The following is a 14,122-nucleotide window of genomic DNA, read 5'->3' as shown; positions in this document are numbered from 1 at the left end:
TGACAAGCGTACTCAGAGACCCTCGCCCTCATCCAGCCCCAGACGTTCACGCCACTGGTTCAGCTGATCGTCCGGCAACGGTACATAGCCTTCCCGCAGGATGGCCTGTTGTCCCTGACGCGACATGATCAACGACAGGAACGCCTGCTCCAATGACGGCAGCGGCTTGTCAGGCACACGATTGACGTAGATGTACAGGGCGCGTGTCAGCGGGTAACGCCCGTCGCGGATACTGGCCCGACTCGGAAATATCGCCATGCTGCCGGCGTCACGACTCACCGACAGCTGTTTGACCATGGGAGATGAGGTGCTGAAGCTGGCGTAGCCGATCCCGCCCGGCGAGGAGCCCACGGCGCCGATGATCGACGCCGACCCCGGTTGCTCGCTCACGTCCAGCCGGAAGTCGCCGCCACACAGGGCGACACGCCGGAAGGCACCGTAGGTCCCGGAGGTGGCACTGCGCCCGAAGCGGCTGATCTGACGCTCAGCCCAGTCTCCCGACAGCCCCAGTTGCCCCCACCGATCGGCCCGCTGACTGCCACACTCATGACTGGCCGAGAAGATGGCATCGAGCTGCGCGATGCTGATCGACTCCAGCGGATTGCGGCGATGTACGAGGATGCCCATGGCATCCAGCGCCACGGGGACTTCCAATGGCGGATACCCGAATGCCCGGATGAAGTCCTGGCGCTCCTGATCGCTCATCGGCCGTGACATCAGCCCCACCCGTGTGGTGCCGGCAATCAGGGCAGGCGGCGCCGTCGAGGACCCCGCTGCCTGCAACTGGACCCGCACCCCTGGATGGTAGCGACGCAGCTGAGCCGCCCACCGCGTCACCAGCACCGAGAGGGTATCGGAGCCCACGGCCGTCAGGTTGCCGACGACCCCCGGCACGGGGCGATATTCAGGTACCTCGGCAAACGCGGGCATGACCGGCATCAGCAGGCAGGCCAGCAACGCAAGGCGACTCGAGAGCCAACGGGGACGACGCAAGGATGCGATGAAGAACATGACGATTTCAGGCCTGAAAGATGAATGATGCGCTCATTGGCGGTGATGACTATCGCGTTGTTCCTTCAACCCCTGCCACTCCTTCAATACCACTTCCCTGCGTGAGGCTGTCTCACCAGCGGCATTGCTGCGCCGAGTATCCTTCATTGCAACGTTGAGGCACGAGACCAACATGCTGCAATGCAAGAAAATTCCCGCTGCAACGCCTGGCGAGAGAGGACATCCCTTCCACTGGCAGAGTAGGATACCGGACATGAGATGCCTTTCGTGAGCCACTACCCGCTCGGGCTCTCCTTCCATCGCCACTAGGCAAACCATCGACGCCACTGGGCAAACCGCCGACGCCAGTGCACCCTGAAGACATAACAACAAGACAGCGAGTGACGACATGCAAGCCCTGGATGATGCCCCGGTGCCGAACGGCACGCTGACGCTCAAGCTGATCGCTCAGCGTCACGATACCAATCTTTATGGCGATATCAGCGGTGGCTGGTTGATGCATCGCATGGATGAGGCCTGCGAACTGGCCGCCGGCCGTGTGGCCAACGGACGGACTGCCACCGTCGCCGTGGAGGGCCTCGACTTTCTCTCACCGGTGCGCGTCGGCTCGGTGGTCAATATCTTCACGCACGTCACGGAAGTCGGACGCAGCTCGGTACGGCTCACGGTCGAGGTCTGGATTCGGCCGCCTCAGGAGCGCAACCATCGTGCGCTGACCAAGGTGACCGAGGCCAACTACGTGATGGTGGCCCTGGACGACAATGGCCGAATCCGCGCGGTGCCGGAACAGGGCAACGACGAGGAAAGTGTCTGACGTGATGGACACCGCCATTCATGAAGAAGCCGCCCCGAGGGGCGGCTTCTTCATTTCCCACCGGAGCCCGCCTGACACTGCCTGACGAGCGAGTCGCGATGCCCCCACACACGGCGGCGGGCGGTCTCCTCAGCTCTCGCCCAGCACCCGGGCACGCGCATCAAGGAAGCCCTGTTCACCGATGCGCGTCCAGGGGGCGACCTGCTGCTGGAAGGCACGGTAGGACTCGTAGACACGCCTGGCATCCTCATCCTTGGCGATGAACTCGTCCAGCACCTCGTTGGACGCCTTGAACAGCGCCGCGTAGACATCCTGCGGAAATTCGCGCAGCTCAACGCCATGTTCCTCGACCAGCGAGGTCAGGGCGGTGGCATTGCGCAGCGCGAATTCATCCACCATCGCATGATTGGCAATCCTGGCTGCCTGGATCACCACCTGCTGGAGGTCTTCCGGCAACGCCTGCCAGGCCTCGAGATTGACGGTGCCTTCGAGAATGGCGGAGGGCTCGTTCCAGGCCGGGGAGTAGTAATACTTGGCCACCTGATGCAGACCGAAGGCCAGATCATTGTAGGGACCGACCCAGTCGGTGGCGTCGATCACACCGGTCTCCATCGCAGTGAAGATCTCGCTGCCCGGCAGATTCACCGCGCTGGCACCGATGCGGTTCATCACTTCACCCGCGAGCCCCGGCAGGCGAATCTTCAGGCCCTTCATGTCCGAGAGACTGTTCACTTCCTTGTTGAACCAGCCGGCCATCTGGGTGCCGGTGTTGCCCACCGCCAGCGGCTTGAGGTTGTGACGCGCGTAGATCTCGTCCCACAGCTTCATGCCATCGCCGTGATACAGCCAGGCGTTGGTCTCGGTGGTATTCATGCCGAAGGGCACGGCGGTGAAGAACTGGGCGGCAGGTACCTTGCCCTTCCAGTAATAGGACGCCGAGTGACCCATCTGGGCAGTCCCGGAAGACACGGCGTCGAAGACTTCCAACGCCGGCACCATCTCACCGGCCCCATAGACCTTGACCTGAAGACGACCACCGGAAAGCTTCCCGATCAGGCTGGCGAACTCATTGGCACCGGTGCCCAGTGCCGGGAAGTTCTTCGGCCAGGAGGTCACCATCTTCCAGTGGATGGTTTCCTCCTCGGCGGCATTGGCCGTGGAGACGAAAGGTGCAGCGGCGAGACCGGCAGCACCGGCCCCCAGAGCAGAGAGAAAACGGCGGCGTTGCATGGGGCGTTCCTTGTTCGAGTTGTGGGCAATGCATGGCGCGGCATCAAGACAGCAGATTATCTGCCACTATGCCGCGACCCATGGATGGCCCACAACTGCACCAAGGCCGTAATGGCGCACGAATACCGCGCCCCCTGCACCGCTTTTTACTTCTCGCCAGCGCCTGCTGTCAGCGCCTCATGCCTGCGTCTGCCATCAATGCAGGATCAGCTGAGTACTTCCAGCTTGGCGAAGCCCAGCACCAGCCACTTGTCGCCTTCGCCCTCGAAGCTGATCTGGACACGCGCGCGCTCGCCCTGGCCTTCGGCGTTGATGACCACGCCCTCGCCGAACAGCGGATGACGCACCAGGCTGCCGAGCGACAGCGCCGGCATGTCGCCATTGGCCTCGACACTCTCCTGACGCGGCCCGGAGGGGCGACGATTCGGCGTAGCACGCTGGGTCGAGACCGGACGCGAGACCTGGCCACGCAGGCGCACTTCCTCCAGCAGCTCTTCCGGCAGCTCACGCAGGAAGCGCGACGGTCGCTGGAAGGTCTCCTTGCCGTGCATGCGCCGCAGCTCGGCGTAGGTCAGGTAGAGGCGCTGCATGGCACGGGTGACACCGACGTAGCACAGGCGACGCTCTTCCTCGAGGCGCCCCGGCTCCTCCAGTGACATCTTGTGCGGGAACAGCCCTTCCTCGACCCCGGCGACGAACACCACCGGGAATTCGAGCCCCTTGGCGGAGTGCAGCGTCATCATCTGTACGCATTCCTCGCCTTCGGCGGCTTCATGATCGCCGGCATCCAGCGCGGCTTCGGCGAGGAAGGGCTCCAGCGCCTCGGCCCCTTCGCTGGGGGCTTCCGGGTCCATGCGCTCGCCCTGACTGAAGGCGCGACAGGCGTTGACCAGCTCGGCAAGGTTCTCGAGGCGCGCCTGGCCCTTCTCGCCCTTCTCGGCGGCGTGATGCTCGCGCAGGCCGGAGACGTGGATGACGTGCTCGACCAGCTCATGCAGCGCCATGCCGGCGGTGTCGTTGTCGAGGCCATCGATGATGTCGGCGAAGGCACGCACGGCGGTGGCGGCGCGCCCCTTGAGGGCACCGTCGGAAACCGCATCGCTCATCGCCTGCCACATGGTCAGGTTGCCGTAGCGCGCACGCTCGCGCAGCTGCTCGACGGTGCGCATGCCGATGCCACGCGCCGGCACGTTGATCACGCGCTCCAGGGCGGCATCGTCCTCGCGGTTGTTCATCAGGCGCAGGTAGGCGAGCGCGTTCTTGATCTCGAGACGCTCGTAGAAACGCTGCCCCCCGTAGATGCGATACGGCATGCCCTGGCGGATCAGCGTCTCCTCCAGCACGCGTGACTGGGCGTTGGAGCGATACAGGATCGCGATCTCGTCGCGACTGTAACCATGCTCATTGACCAGTTCGCGGATGGTATCGGCGATGTAGCGCGATTCGTCGATGTCATTGAAGCCGGCATAGACCCGAATCCGCTCGCCACGGCCGCTGTCGGTCCACAGCTCCTTGCCCATGCGCCCGCCGTTGTGGCTGATCAGGGCGTTGGCAGCCTCCAGGATGGCGCTGGAGGAGCGGTAGTTCTGCTCCAGACGCACCACACGGGTATTGGCGAATTCCTCGGTGAAGCGCTGGATGTTCTCGACCCGTGCGCCACGCCAGCCGTAGATGGACTGGTCATCATCGCCGACCACGGTCATGCATTCGCGATCACCGGCCAGCAGCTTCAGCCAGGCGTACTGCAGGGTGTTGGTATCCTGGAACTCGTCGACCAGCAGGTGGGCGAAGCGCTCGCGGTAATGCGCCAGCAGATGCGGCGTGTCACGCAGCAGCTCCAGCGAGCGCAGCAGCAGCTCACCGAAATCCACCAGTCCGCCACGCTCGCAGGCGAGCTGATAGAGCTCGTACATCTCGACCATCTTGCCCATATAGGCGTCGCCGTGGGTCTGGACCTGATGGGCCCGCAGCCCCTCTTCCTTGCAGCCGGCGATGAAGTACTGGACCTGCTTGGGCGGCCAGCGCTCGTCATCGACGTTGTGCTCCTTGAGCAGCCGCTTGACCATGCGCAGCTGGTCATCGCTGTCGATGATCTGGAAGTGCTCGGGCAGACGCGCCTCCTGCCAGTGGGTGCGCAGCAGACGGTGACTGATGGAGTGGAAGGTGCCGACCCACATGTGGCGCAGACTGCTGCCATTGAGCGCCTCGAGACGCGTGCGCATCTCGCGGGAGGCCTTGTTGGTGAAGGTCACCGACAGGATGGCATAGGGCGAGAACTGATATCGGTCCATCAACCAGGCGATGCGATGGACCAGCACGCGGGTCTTGCCGGAGCCGGCGCCCGCCAGTACCAGCATGTTGCCCGGCGGCGCGGACACGGCCTCACGCTGATGCGTGTTGAGGTGATCGAGGAGGGGCGATTCGGACATGCAGGGCTCACCACAGGGCAGAGAAGTCGAGGGGCGGGGCAGCGGGTCGGGGGCTGCCCCTGTTCAGGCATCCACCTTATCACAGCGGCCTGCCCTGCTCTTCCCTGCACGCGTCATCCCTGACAGGTGACGCTTGTACGGCACTCAGTGCGTATCGAAGTCGTGATCATCGATGCGCAGGGTGGCAAGGCTCTTCTTGACCGCTTCCAGCTGCTCCTTGAGCTTGGGACCACGTGCCTTGGCGACCCCCACCGCCAGCGTATCGACGATCACCAGATGCGCGATGCGTGAGCTCATCGGCGTATAGATCTCGGTGTCTTCGTGTACATCGATGTGCAGCGGCAGCGTGACTTCATCCGCCAGCGGCGAGCCGCTGGGACACAGGCCGATGACGGTCGCGCCGGCATCCCGTGCCAGACGCACGCTGGCGATCAGCGCCTTGGTGCGTCCGGTCTGGGAGATGGCGACCACCACGTCGCGCGGACCCAGCGTCACCGCTGACATGTTCTGCATGTGCGGGTCGGTGTAGGCGGCAGTGGAGATCTGCAGACGAAAGAACTTGTGCTGGGCATCGTGGGCCACGGCACCCGAGGCGCCATAGCCGTAGAACTCGACCCGGCTGGCGGAGGCCAGCGAGTGGATGGCACGTGCGACGGCTTCGGCATCCAGACGGTCACGCACTGACAGCAGCGTGCCGATGGTGGAATCGAACAGGGAGTGAGAGAACTCCGCCACGCTGTCGGAGTCATTCATCGAGAACTGGGCGAACTGGGTGCCCGTGGCCAGGCGTTGCGCCAGCTGGAGCTTGAAGTCCTGGAAGCCGGCAAAGCCCATCGCACGACAGAAGCGCACTACCGTCGGTTCACTGACCGAGGATTCACTGGCCAGATCGACGATCCGCATGTGAATCACCTCCTCCGGATGGCGGAGGACGTAACGGGCAACCTTCTGTTCAGAGCGGCGGAAATTCTCCATCCGGCTCCTCAGGTCGTCGAAGATGGCATGACTCACGGCACACTCCTTGCAGACTTCATGGGCATGCCTGAGCTTACGACATCCCCCGGGGGGTGTCGCCATCACAGGCGGTCTATGGTCACAATTTTGTCAAGTGAGCTATAGTAAAACGGTGTGGCGCCAGTGAAAGCCCACATCCTTTGGATGCCATGGAGGTCGAATCATGCGTAATTCAGAGCAGGTAGATACGCTCAAGAACGAGCTTCTCGATATTTTCATGACCCTCGGTGCCGACGAACATCAGGCCCGCAAGAAACAAAGCGCAGTCCGCCACCTCCGCGCCAGACGCGGAATCGAAATGCACAACGAAATCAAGCGCCTGAGCGAGGATTTAAGCGACATCGAAGTGCTGGAAACGGAAAGCGATATCGATACCCACTGATTCTCGGGCGGGGAGCGATACGTCTCCCCGCCGAGCAGTCCCCCATCTCCCTGCCAGCTCAGGGACGAGGGCTTCTGTCTTCCTTGCCGCCATCTCTGATGAGCATGGTCAGCCCCCCTCGCGACATTTTCTTCTGCCTTCGGGCCCTCAGCCTTCATTTCCCTCTGCAACGACTCTGCCTTCTGCCGCGCGCTCGCCACGGTGTCACTCTCGATCGTCCTTCATCTGCACCGACATTCTCTGCCTCATTGTCATGTCATCGCCCAGGACGATGCACCAACAGAGTGCAAGTACACACCGACATGAACGTGACGTCCGCCATCTCCCACACTGAGCATCGAGTCGCCGCCAGGGTGTCGTGCACGGGCCATCTCGGCCAGAAACGCAAGAGGCTCGCCGGATAGGCGAGCCTCTTGTCGTTCTTCAATGCCGTCAGATCCGTGCTGACAGAACATCAGGTCAGCCTGAAGAGTGGGGCCGGGATTACAGGCTGGAGGCGAAGACCACCACCACGCCGATCGGGGCGATGAAGCGCGCCACGAAGCTCCACAGCTTGAAGGCCGAGTCGCTCATGTTGAGCTGACTGCGCACTTCATCACGCCCCATGAACCAGCCGACGAAGACGATGGTCGCCAGGCCGGTCAGCGGCAGCATCAGCTTGCTGGTCGCGTAATCGAGCAGGTCGAAGATGGTCATGCCCTCGAACTTGGCGAACATGCCCAGCGGCGCCACATCACTCCACAGATTAAAGGACAGGATGGTGGCGATCCCCAGCAGCCAGGTCGCGATCCCCGCCACCCAGGCAGAGGCCACGCGTGACATCGGCGTCTTCTCTTCCAGCCATTCGACGATGGGTTCCAGCAGCGAGATGCCTGAGGTCCAGGCCGCGAAGACCAGCAGCACGAAGAACACCACGCCGAACACTTCACCGCCCGGCATATGGCCGAAGGCCAGCGGCAGGGTCTGGAAGATCAGGCCCGGGCCCGCAGCGGCGTCGAGACCATTGGAGAACACCACCGGGAAGATGGCCAGCCCCGCCAGCAGAGCGATGACGGTATCCAGCACCACCACGATCAGCGCGGTACGCCCGATGTTGACGTCATCGGAGAGATAGGAGCCGTAGGCCATCATGATGCCCATGCCCAGTGACAGGGTGAAGAAGGCATGCCCCATCGCCGCCAGCACGCCATCCTTGTCGAGCTTGGAGAAGTCCGGTGTCAGCAGCCAGGCAGCCGCTTCCGCGAAGCCATCAGTGGTCGCCGCATACCCGACCAGCATGACCAGCATGACCGCCAGCAGCGGCATCAGGATCTTGGCGGCACGCTCCAGACCACCCGCGACGCCCCCGGCCACGACCAGGATCACCATCAGCATGAAGGCACTGTGCCAGGCCAGCAGGGTGGTCGGGTCGCCCAGCAGACCACCGAACAGACTGCCTGCCGTGTCAGAGGTCAGGCTTTCGAAGCTGCCACTGGCGGCGTCGGCGATGAAGGCCAGTGCCCAGCCACCGATGACACTGTAGAAGGACAGAATCAGATAGGCGCCGAGCACACCGGCCACCCCGATCAACACCCAGGCGGGGCTACGCTTGAGGCGCGCACTGATGTGACTCATGGTCGAGATCGGGTTCTTCTGTCCCAGGCGGCCCAGCAGCCACTCGGACATCAGGATCGGCAGACCGATCAACAGAATGCAGACCAGATAGACAAGAACGAAGGCACCGCCGCCGCTCTCACCGGTCATGTACGGGAATTTCCAGATGTTGCCCAGTCCGACGGAGGAACCGACGGCGGCCAGGGTGAAGGCCAGGCGAGAAGACCACTGAGCGTGGGAATGCGGTTTGGATGACATGTGAGTCCCTGATTCGTCGCGATGATGCCAGCCACGGGTAGCGGCCTGTGGCATCTTGTTGTGCTTGTTGCATCATGCTGGCGAGACGGAAGGATGAACCGTGGCCGACAGGATGGCGTCGCAGGATCACTGCTGTGGTGCATCTGGCCGTCATCATGGCCGGATAGGCCCGTATGACAGACAGACTGGTGTCGATAGACACGCCGGAATGGACACGCTGCCCGCCCCGGTAAATATCGCCGTGGTAACGACAATAGGTAGGTAAAGTTACTCGATTGACCCGATATCTACCAGCAAGCCACCCTCAGACCATCGCCTCACGATAGAAAACAGCGACTGAGGCCGGAGCCGCCTTGTTGTCAGGAGTATGCACAAACAGGAAAGGGCTTTTCCCCTGACTTATCCACAGAGAAAGGCGTTCCACCCAGGGCTGGAAGAAGGCCAGATTGGTCGCGTCGTCATGATGCCCGATGAAGCGGACCAGCGGTTGGCGTGCGCTGGAGAACACATGCAATGGGCGATGCGGCTTTTCCGAGCGTGCCACGGCAAGCCCTGGATGCGCGGTATCAGGGCCACCGAAGAGTGGACGGACATCCAGCATCACGCGATCGACTCCGTGACTTATCAACAAGCGATTCAACTGTCGTTCCACCGAGCCCTTGGCAAAGAAACTCGGGGCACGGGGCTCCACGGCCCAATCAAGGCCAGCACCCTCGACATGCGCGAAGAATTGCGCAAGACGCGGGAGTACCTCCTCCCCGAGGTCACGCGGCAGCTGGATCATGATCGGCCCCATGCGCGACTTAAGCGGCGCAAGCCGCGCCAGGAATTCCGCCAGCTCCTCCTCGATTCCCTGAAGCCTCAACTCATGGGTCAGTCGTCCCGGCAACTTGAAGCAGAAGCGGAAGTGCTCGGGCGCCTGGCGGGCCCAGCTGGCCACGGCGCTCTCCGGCGGCAGAGCATAGAAGCTGGTATTGCCTTCGACACAGTCGAAGACCTGCGCGTAATCCGCCAGATGCTCGCGCGGGCCACTGCCCGGCAGCAGGCTGCCGCGCCAGTCATCGTTGGCCCACATCGCGAGCCCTAGATGAAGATGCCCCGCCTCGCAAGCTCTGTCATGGCCCGCAGCGTGCGGAACATTCGTCTCCGTCGGTGCGGAGGATGCATGAAAATGGTGCATGAAGGCGCCATAGCTAGAGGAATGTGAGGGTCAAAGGCCCAATACACCGAATAATATCGTCTGCTAGAGCGACGTAAGCACAATAAAAACTGTCATCACGGCGTGCTATGGTCCGCTTCCTGCATGAACCGTCACAGGCGAACCACCCCTCGCCGCGACATCGCTTTCTGCCCGCCACAAGCAGGTCGGAAGCCATCATTGTTGACTGCCCATACCCCGGAGCCTGTCATGACTGCTTTCCAACGACTCATCCTGCGTGCCAACGACAGCCGCTCCCGTGCGGCCAATGCCATCACGCTGCGTAGCCTGATCACGCTCTTCGAGGGCTGTCTGCTGGTGGCACTCGGCGTGCGCCTGCTGCAGGCCGGCGGCTTGCTGGTCAGTGGTACTGCCGGGATGTCATTGCTTGGCTCGGACCTGACGGGCTTGAGCTTCGGCAGTCTGTTCTTCCTGATCAACCTGCCCTTCTACGGGCTGGCCTGGAAGCAGCTGGGGCTCAACTTCACGCTGCGCACCCTGGGATGCGTCAGTCTGCTCTCGGTCCTGACGGATCTACTGGCGGTCAGTCTGCCGCTGGGCGACGTCAATCTGCCGGTGGTGGCGATTGCCGCAGGCCTGCTCATCGGGCTGGGGGTCACCCTGCTGTTTCGCGAGAACGCCTCCCTCGGCGGACTCAACATTCTCGCGCTGGATCTGGAGCAACGCTTCGCCATCCATGCAGGCCGCACGACTTTCGCCTTCGATCTGCTGCTGATCGCGCTCGCCGCGCTGGTCTATCCCTGGCCGCAGGTCATCTGCTCGGCACTGGCGTTCGCCACGCTGTCTTTCGTACTGGGCCGCTACCACCGCCGCACGCCTCAAGGATCAGATGCCAGCACCACCGCTCAAGACGATGGCAAGCAGGTGCAGGCAGCTCACTAGCGGCGACCACGCCCGCCATTGGAGCCGCCGCCGCCCTTGTACGACGAGCTCTTGCCCCCGGCACTTCTGCCGCCAGGATTCTTCTTGCCAAAGGTCTTGCTACCAGAAGACTTGCTACCAGAGGACTTTTCGCCAGCCCCCCTGCTCGCCGCATCGCGCTCATCGCGACGCTCTCCGGCCTTGCCACGCGTGCGTGGCTTGAGGCCGCTCGCGAGCTTGCCCGCGCCATTGGCGTTCTTGCTGCCCGGCTGGGAGCCGCCCTTGCCGGGGCTGCTGCGTTCCTGATTGCCACGAGCGGATCTGGACTCATCGGTACGCTCCCGCCGCCCCGCCCCTTCCTGGCGAGCACCCGAGCGTTGGCCTGTCTTGGGCTGACCTGAGCCGCGCTGATCCGAGCTGCGCTGGCCCATGGCGCGCTTGCTGCTGTCCTCGCGCCGAGCACCACCACGCCGGCCGCTATCCGTATCCTGCGCGGCACGCTGATGGCGCGCGGCAGTCGCGTGCTGGGAAGGCGTCGGCGCCTCCGCCAGTCGTGAGGCCTCCTCGGTACCACTGGAGCCTTCGATCATCCGATGGATGTCGTCCATCTCGCGCTGGGTGAGATAGCGCCATTCGCCGATGCCCAGCCCGTCCAGGCTGACATTCATGATGCGAACCCGCTTGAGCTTGAAGACCTCATAGCCCAGCGCCTCGCACATGCGGCGAATCTGGCGATTGAGCCCCTGCGTCAGGATGATGCGGAACACATAGGTGGAAATCTGCTCGATGCGGCACGGCTGGGTGATGGTATCCAGAATCGGCACGCCGGCTGCCATGCGCTTGAGAAAGTCCGGGTTGATCGGCTTGTCGACCCGCACCACATATTCCTTCTCGTGGGCGTTGCCGGCCCGCAGGATCTTGTTGACGATGTCGCCGTCACTGGTCAGGAAGATCAGGCCATCGGAGGGCTTGTCGAGGCGACCGATCGGGAAGATCCGCTTGGGATGGCCGATGTAGTCAATGATGTTGCCTTCCACGTGACGCTCGGTGGTACAGGTGATGCCCACCGGCTTGTTGAAGGCCAGATAGACCGCTTCCTGCTTGGCCTTCAACGGCTTGCCGTTGACCAGCACCTCATCGCCCGGCGCGACCTTGGTGCCCATCTCGGGGACGACACCATTGATGGTCACTCGCCCTTCGGCGATATGGCGATCCGCCTCGCGCCGCGAGCAGAAGCCCGTTTCGCTGATGAACTTGTTGAGGCGGGTAAGCGATGCGTCGCGATCAGTCATGGCAGGTCACGTGCGTGCGCCGGGCGATGAACGCGCAGCGGACGTAAGAGGATAAGAAGGCAGGCGCACAGGATACCAAAAACGGCAGCCCTGAGGCTGCCGTTGGCACGATGAGACTGAGCTCATCTGCTGCTGCGCCAGACATGACGCAGCCGTCTTGCATCGCGGATCACTCGACCGTGACGCTCTTGGCCAGGTTGCGCGGCTGATCGACATCGGTGCCCTTGAGCACGGCGACATGGTAGGACAGCAGCTGCAGCGGCAGAGTGTAGAGAATCGGTGCCAGCACTTCGCTGACATGTGGCATGCGCAGCACGCGCACGCCTTCGCTCTCTTCGAGACTGATGTTCTCGTCAGCGAAGACGAACAGCTCCCCGCCACGTGCACGCACTTCCTGCAGGTTCGACTTGAGCTTCTCGAGCAGCTCGTCGTTGGGTGCCACCGCGACCACCGGCATGTCGGCATCCACCAGCGCCAACGGGCCGTGCTTCAGCTCGCCCGCCGGATAGGCCTCGGCGTGGATATAGGAGATTTCCTTGAGCTTGAGCGCGCCTTCCAGCGCGATGGGGAACTGGGTGCCACGCCCGAGGAACAGCGCGTTGTGCTTGTCGGCGAAGGCCTCGGAGAGACGCTCGATCTCGCTGTCCATGGCCAGCGCCTTGGTGACCAGTGATGGCAGCTGACGCAGCTCACGCACCACCTCGGCTTCCCCGGCCTCATCGCCACCCCGCACGCGACGCAGCGACAGCGTCAGCAGCATCAGGCCGACCAGCTGGGTGGTGAAGGCCTTGGTGGAGGCGACGCCGATTTCCGGTCCGGCCATGGTCATCAGGCTGAGGTCCGATTCACGCACCAGCGAGCTGCCCGGCACGTTGCAGATCGCCAGACTGCCGAGGAAGCCGCCCAGCGACTGGGCATAGCGCAGTGCGGACAGCGTGTCGGCGGTCTCGCCGGACTGGGACAGGGTGACGAACAGGGTGCCATCGGCCACCACCACCGGACGGTAGCGGAACTCGGAGGCGACCTCGACCGCCGCCGGAATGCCGGCCAGACGCTCGATCCAGTAACGCGCCACCATGCCGGCGTGGTAGCTGGTACCACAGGCGACGATCTGCACCTGCTTGACCTGACGGAAGAGGTTTTCCGCCTCGCTGCCGAAGCTGCGCACCAGCACGTGATCACCGTTCAGGCGACCTTCCAGCGTGGCAGCCAGCACACGGGACTGCTCGTGGATTTCCTTGAGCATGAAGTGGCGATAGTCGCCCTTGGAGGCGGCATCCTGCGCGTGCTCGAAGGTCTGGACCGGGCGCTCGTTGGCCTCGGTGATCAGACGCTCGCCCTGCTCGAAGATCTCGATCTGCTCGGCGGTCATGCGCACCAGATCGCCTTCCTTGAGATAGATGAAGCGATCGGTGACCTGCAGCAGCGCCAGCTGATCGGAGGCCAGGAAGTGCTCGTCGATCCCGACACCGATCACCAGCGGGCTGCCCTGACGCGCGCCGATCAGCACGTCCGGCTGGGCACGATGCACCACGCCCAGCGCGAAGGCGCCATCCAGCAGGGCGACGGCCTTCTGAACGGCGGTCAGCAGGTCCTGGCTCAGGGTGTATTCACGCGCCAGCAGGTGGGCGACCACCTCGGTGTCGGTCTCGGAGGTGAAGACATACCCCTGACCTTGCAGCTCGCGCTTGAGCGTCTCGTAATTCTCGATGATGCCGTTGTGGACCACGGCCAGGCTGTCACCGGACTGGTGCGGGTGAGCATTGGCTTCACTCGGCGCCCCATGCGTGGCCCAGCGAGTGTGAGCGATACCCACGCGTCCCTTGAGCGGTGATTCTTCGAGACGCTCCTGCAACGCCGCGACCTTGCCCAGCGCACGCACGCGATTCAAGCGGCCCTCTTCGGACAGCACGGCCATGCCGGCACTGTCATAGCCACGGTATTCGAGGCGGTGCAGACCCTCGAGCAGGATGTTCTGGACGTTACGACTGGCGACGGCGCCTACGATGCCACACATGA

Annotated in this window: 11 protein-coding genes; 3 read left to right on the top strand and 8 right to left on the bottom strand. The window is 63.2% G+C overall.

All coding sequences use genetic code 11. The annotated features are described in order from the left end of the window. Window positions 1-12: 12 nt before the first annotated feature. Window positions 13-1,011, bottom strand: coding sequence for a PstS family phosphate ABC transporter substrate-binding protein (locus PJK54_RS10360; protein WP_136939514.1), 999 nt, complete (start codon window positions 1,009-1,011; stop codon window positions 13-15). Between the two features lie 388 nt (window positions 1,012-1,399). Between PJK54_RS10360 and PJK54_RS10355 the strand changes: the two genes are divergently transcribed. Continuing rightward, window positions 1,400-1,825, top strand: a complete 426-nt coding sequence (locus PJK54_RS10355) for an acyl-CoA thioesterase (protein WP_077379833.1) — start codon at window positions 1,400-1,402, stop codon at window positions 1,823-1,825. Window positions 1,826-1,954: 129 nt separating this feature from the next. On the opposite strand, the gene PJK54_RS10350 is transcribed toward PJK54_RS10355, so the two are convergent. From PJK54_RS10350 to hexR, 3 genes are all read right to left on the bottom strand, one after another. Then, complete coding sequence (locus PJK54_RS10350; protein ID WP_077379831.1) at window positions 1,955-3,055, bottom strand: TRAP transporter substrate-binding protein; 1,101 nt, start codon at window positions 3,053-3,055, stop codon at window positions 1,955-1,957. A 206-nt stretch (window positions 3,056-3,261) separates the two neighbouring features. Continuing rightward, entirely contained in the window at window positions 3,262-5,484 is a 2,223-nt protein-coding gene (gene uvrD / locus PJK54_RS10345; RefSeq protein WP_136939512.1) for a DNA helicase II, read from the bottom strand. 144 nt (window positions 5,485-5,628) lie between these two features. Continuing rightward, window positions 5,629-6,495, bottom strand: coding sequence for a transcriptional regulator HexR (gene hexR, locus PJK54_RS10340; protein WP_043331730.1), 867 nt, complete (start codon window positions 6,493-6,495; stop codon window positions 5,629-5,631). Window positions 6,496-6,661: 166 nt separating this feature from the next. On the opposite strand from hexR, the gene PJK54_RS10335 reads away from it, so the two are divergent. Continuing rightward, complete coding sequence (locus PJK54_RS10335; RefSeq protein WP_077379827.1) at window positions 6,662-6,880, top strand: PA3496 family putative envelope integrity protein; 219 nt, start codon at window positions 6,662-6,664, stop codon at window positions 6,878-6,880. Between the two features lie 483 nt (window positions 6,881-7,363). Here the strand turns inward: PJK54_RS10335 and PJK54_RS10330 are convergent, their stop codons facing one another. Together PJK54_RS10330 and PJK54_RS10325 are read right to left on the bottom strand one after the other, a co-directional pair. Further along, the gene (locus PJK54_RS10330; RefSeq protein ID WP_077379825.1) at window positions 7,364-8,731 is read right to left on the bottom strand and encodes a sodium-dependent transporter; all 1,368 of its coding nucleotides are present in this window, start codon (window positions 8,729-8,731) and stop codon (window positions 7,364-7,366) included. A 304-nt stretch (window positions 8,732-9,035) separates the two neighbouring features. Beyond that, complete coding sequence (locus PJK54_RS10325) at window positions 9,036-9,806, bottom strand: DUF72 domain-containing protein (RefSeq protein WP_271302761.1); 771 nt, start codon at window positions 9,804-9,806, stop codon at window positions 9,036-9,038. 333 nt (window positions 9,807-10,139) lie between these two features. On the opposite strand from PJK54_RS10325, the gene PJK54_RS10320 reads away from it, so the two are divergent. Further along, window positions 10,140-10,832, top strand: a complete 693-nt coding sequence (locus tag PJK54_RS10320; protein WP_271302760.1) for a YitT family protein — start codon at window positions 10,140-10,142, stop codon at window positions 10,830-10,832. Here PJK54_RS10320 and rluF read toward each other — a convergent pair. Together rluF and glmS are read right to left on the bottom strand one after the other, a co-directional pair. Further along, complete coding sequence (gene rluF, locus PJK54_RS10315; RefSeq protein ID WP_271302759.1) at window positions 10,829-12,103, bottom strand: 23S rRNA pseudouridine(2604) synthase RluF; 1,275 nt, start codon at window positions 12,101-12,103, stop codon at window positions 10,829-10,831. The two genes, PJK54_RS10320 and rluF, sit on opposite strands and share 4 nt — an antisense overlap. A 169-nt stretch (window positions 12,104-12,272) precedes the next feature. Continuing rightward, the gene (gene glmS / locus PJK54_RS10310) at window positions 12,273-14,120 is read right to left on the bottom strand and encodes a glutamine--fructose-6-phosphate transaminase (isomerizing) (RefSeq protein ID WP_077379814.1); all 1,848 of its coding nucleotides are present in this window, start codon (window positions 14,118-14,120) and stop codon (window positions 12,273-12,275) included. Window positions 14,121-14,122: the final 2 nt, after the last annotated feature.

It is taken from the genome of Cobetia sp. MMG027, from assembly GCF_027947415.1.
Classification (GTDB): domain Bacteria; phylum Pseudomonadota; class Gammaproteobacteria; order Pseudomonadales; family Halomonadaceae; genus Cobetia; species Cobetia marina.
This window is presented reverse-complemented; position numbering and strand designations above follow the sequence as displayed.

Bases quoted from the DNA above. Each gene is read 5' to 3' on its own strand.
- rluF (WP_271302759.1), bottom strand. From the start codon at position 12,103: ATGACTGATCGCGACGCATCGCTTACCCGCCTCAACAAGTTCATCAGC.
- uvrD (WP_136939512.1), bottom strand. From the start codon at position 5,484: ATGTCCGAATCGCCCCTCCTCGATCACCTCAACACGCATCAGCGTGAG.
- glmS (WP_077379814.1), bottom strand. From the start codon at position 14,120: ATGTGTGGCATCGTAGGCGCCGTCGCCAGTCGTAACGTCCAGAACATC.
- PJK54_RS10320 (WP_271302760.1), top strand. From the start codon at position 10,140: ATGACTGCTTTCCAACGACTCATCCTGCGTGCCAACGACAGCCGCTCC.
- PJK54_RS10330 (WP_077379825.1), bottom strand. From the start codon at position 8,731: ATGTCATCCAAACCGCATTCCCACGCTCAGTGGTCTTCTCGCCTGGCC.
- PJK54_RS10325 (WP_271302761.1), bottom strand. From the start codon at position 9,806: ATGTGGGCCAACGATGACTGGCGCGGCAGCCTGCTGCCGGGCAGTGGC.
- PJK54_RS10355 (WP_077379833.1), top strand. From the start codon at position 1,400: ATGCAAGCCCTGGATGATGCCCCGGTGCCGAACGGCACGCTGACGCTC.
- PJK54_RS10335 (WP_077379827.1), top strand. From the start codon at position 6,662: ATGCGTAATTCAGAGCAGGTAGATACGCTCAAGAACGAGCTTCTCGAT.
- PJK54_RS10360 (WP_136939514.1), bottom strand. From the start codon at position 1,011: ATGTTCTTCATCGCATCCTTGCGTCGTCCCCGTTGGCTCTCGAGTCGC.
- PJK54_RS10350 (WP_077379831.1), bottom strand. From the start codon at position 3,055: ATGCAACGCCGCCGTTTTCTCTCTGCTCTGGGGGCCGGTGCTGCCGGT.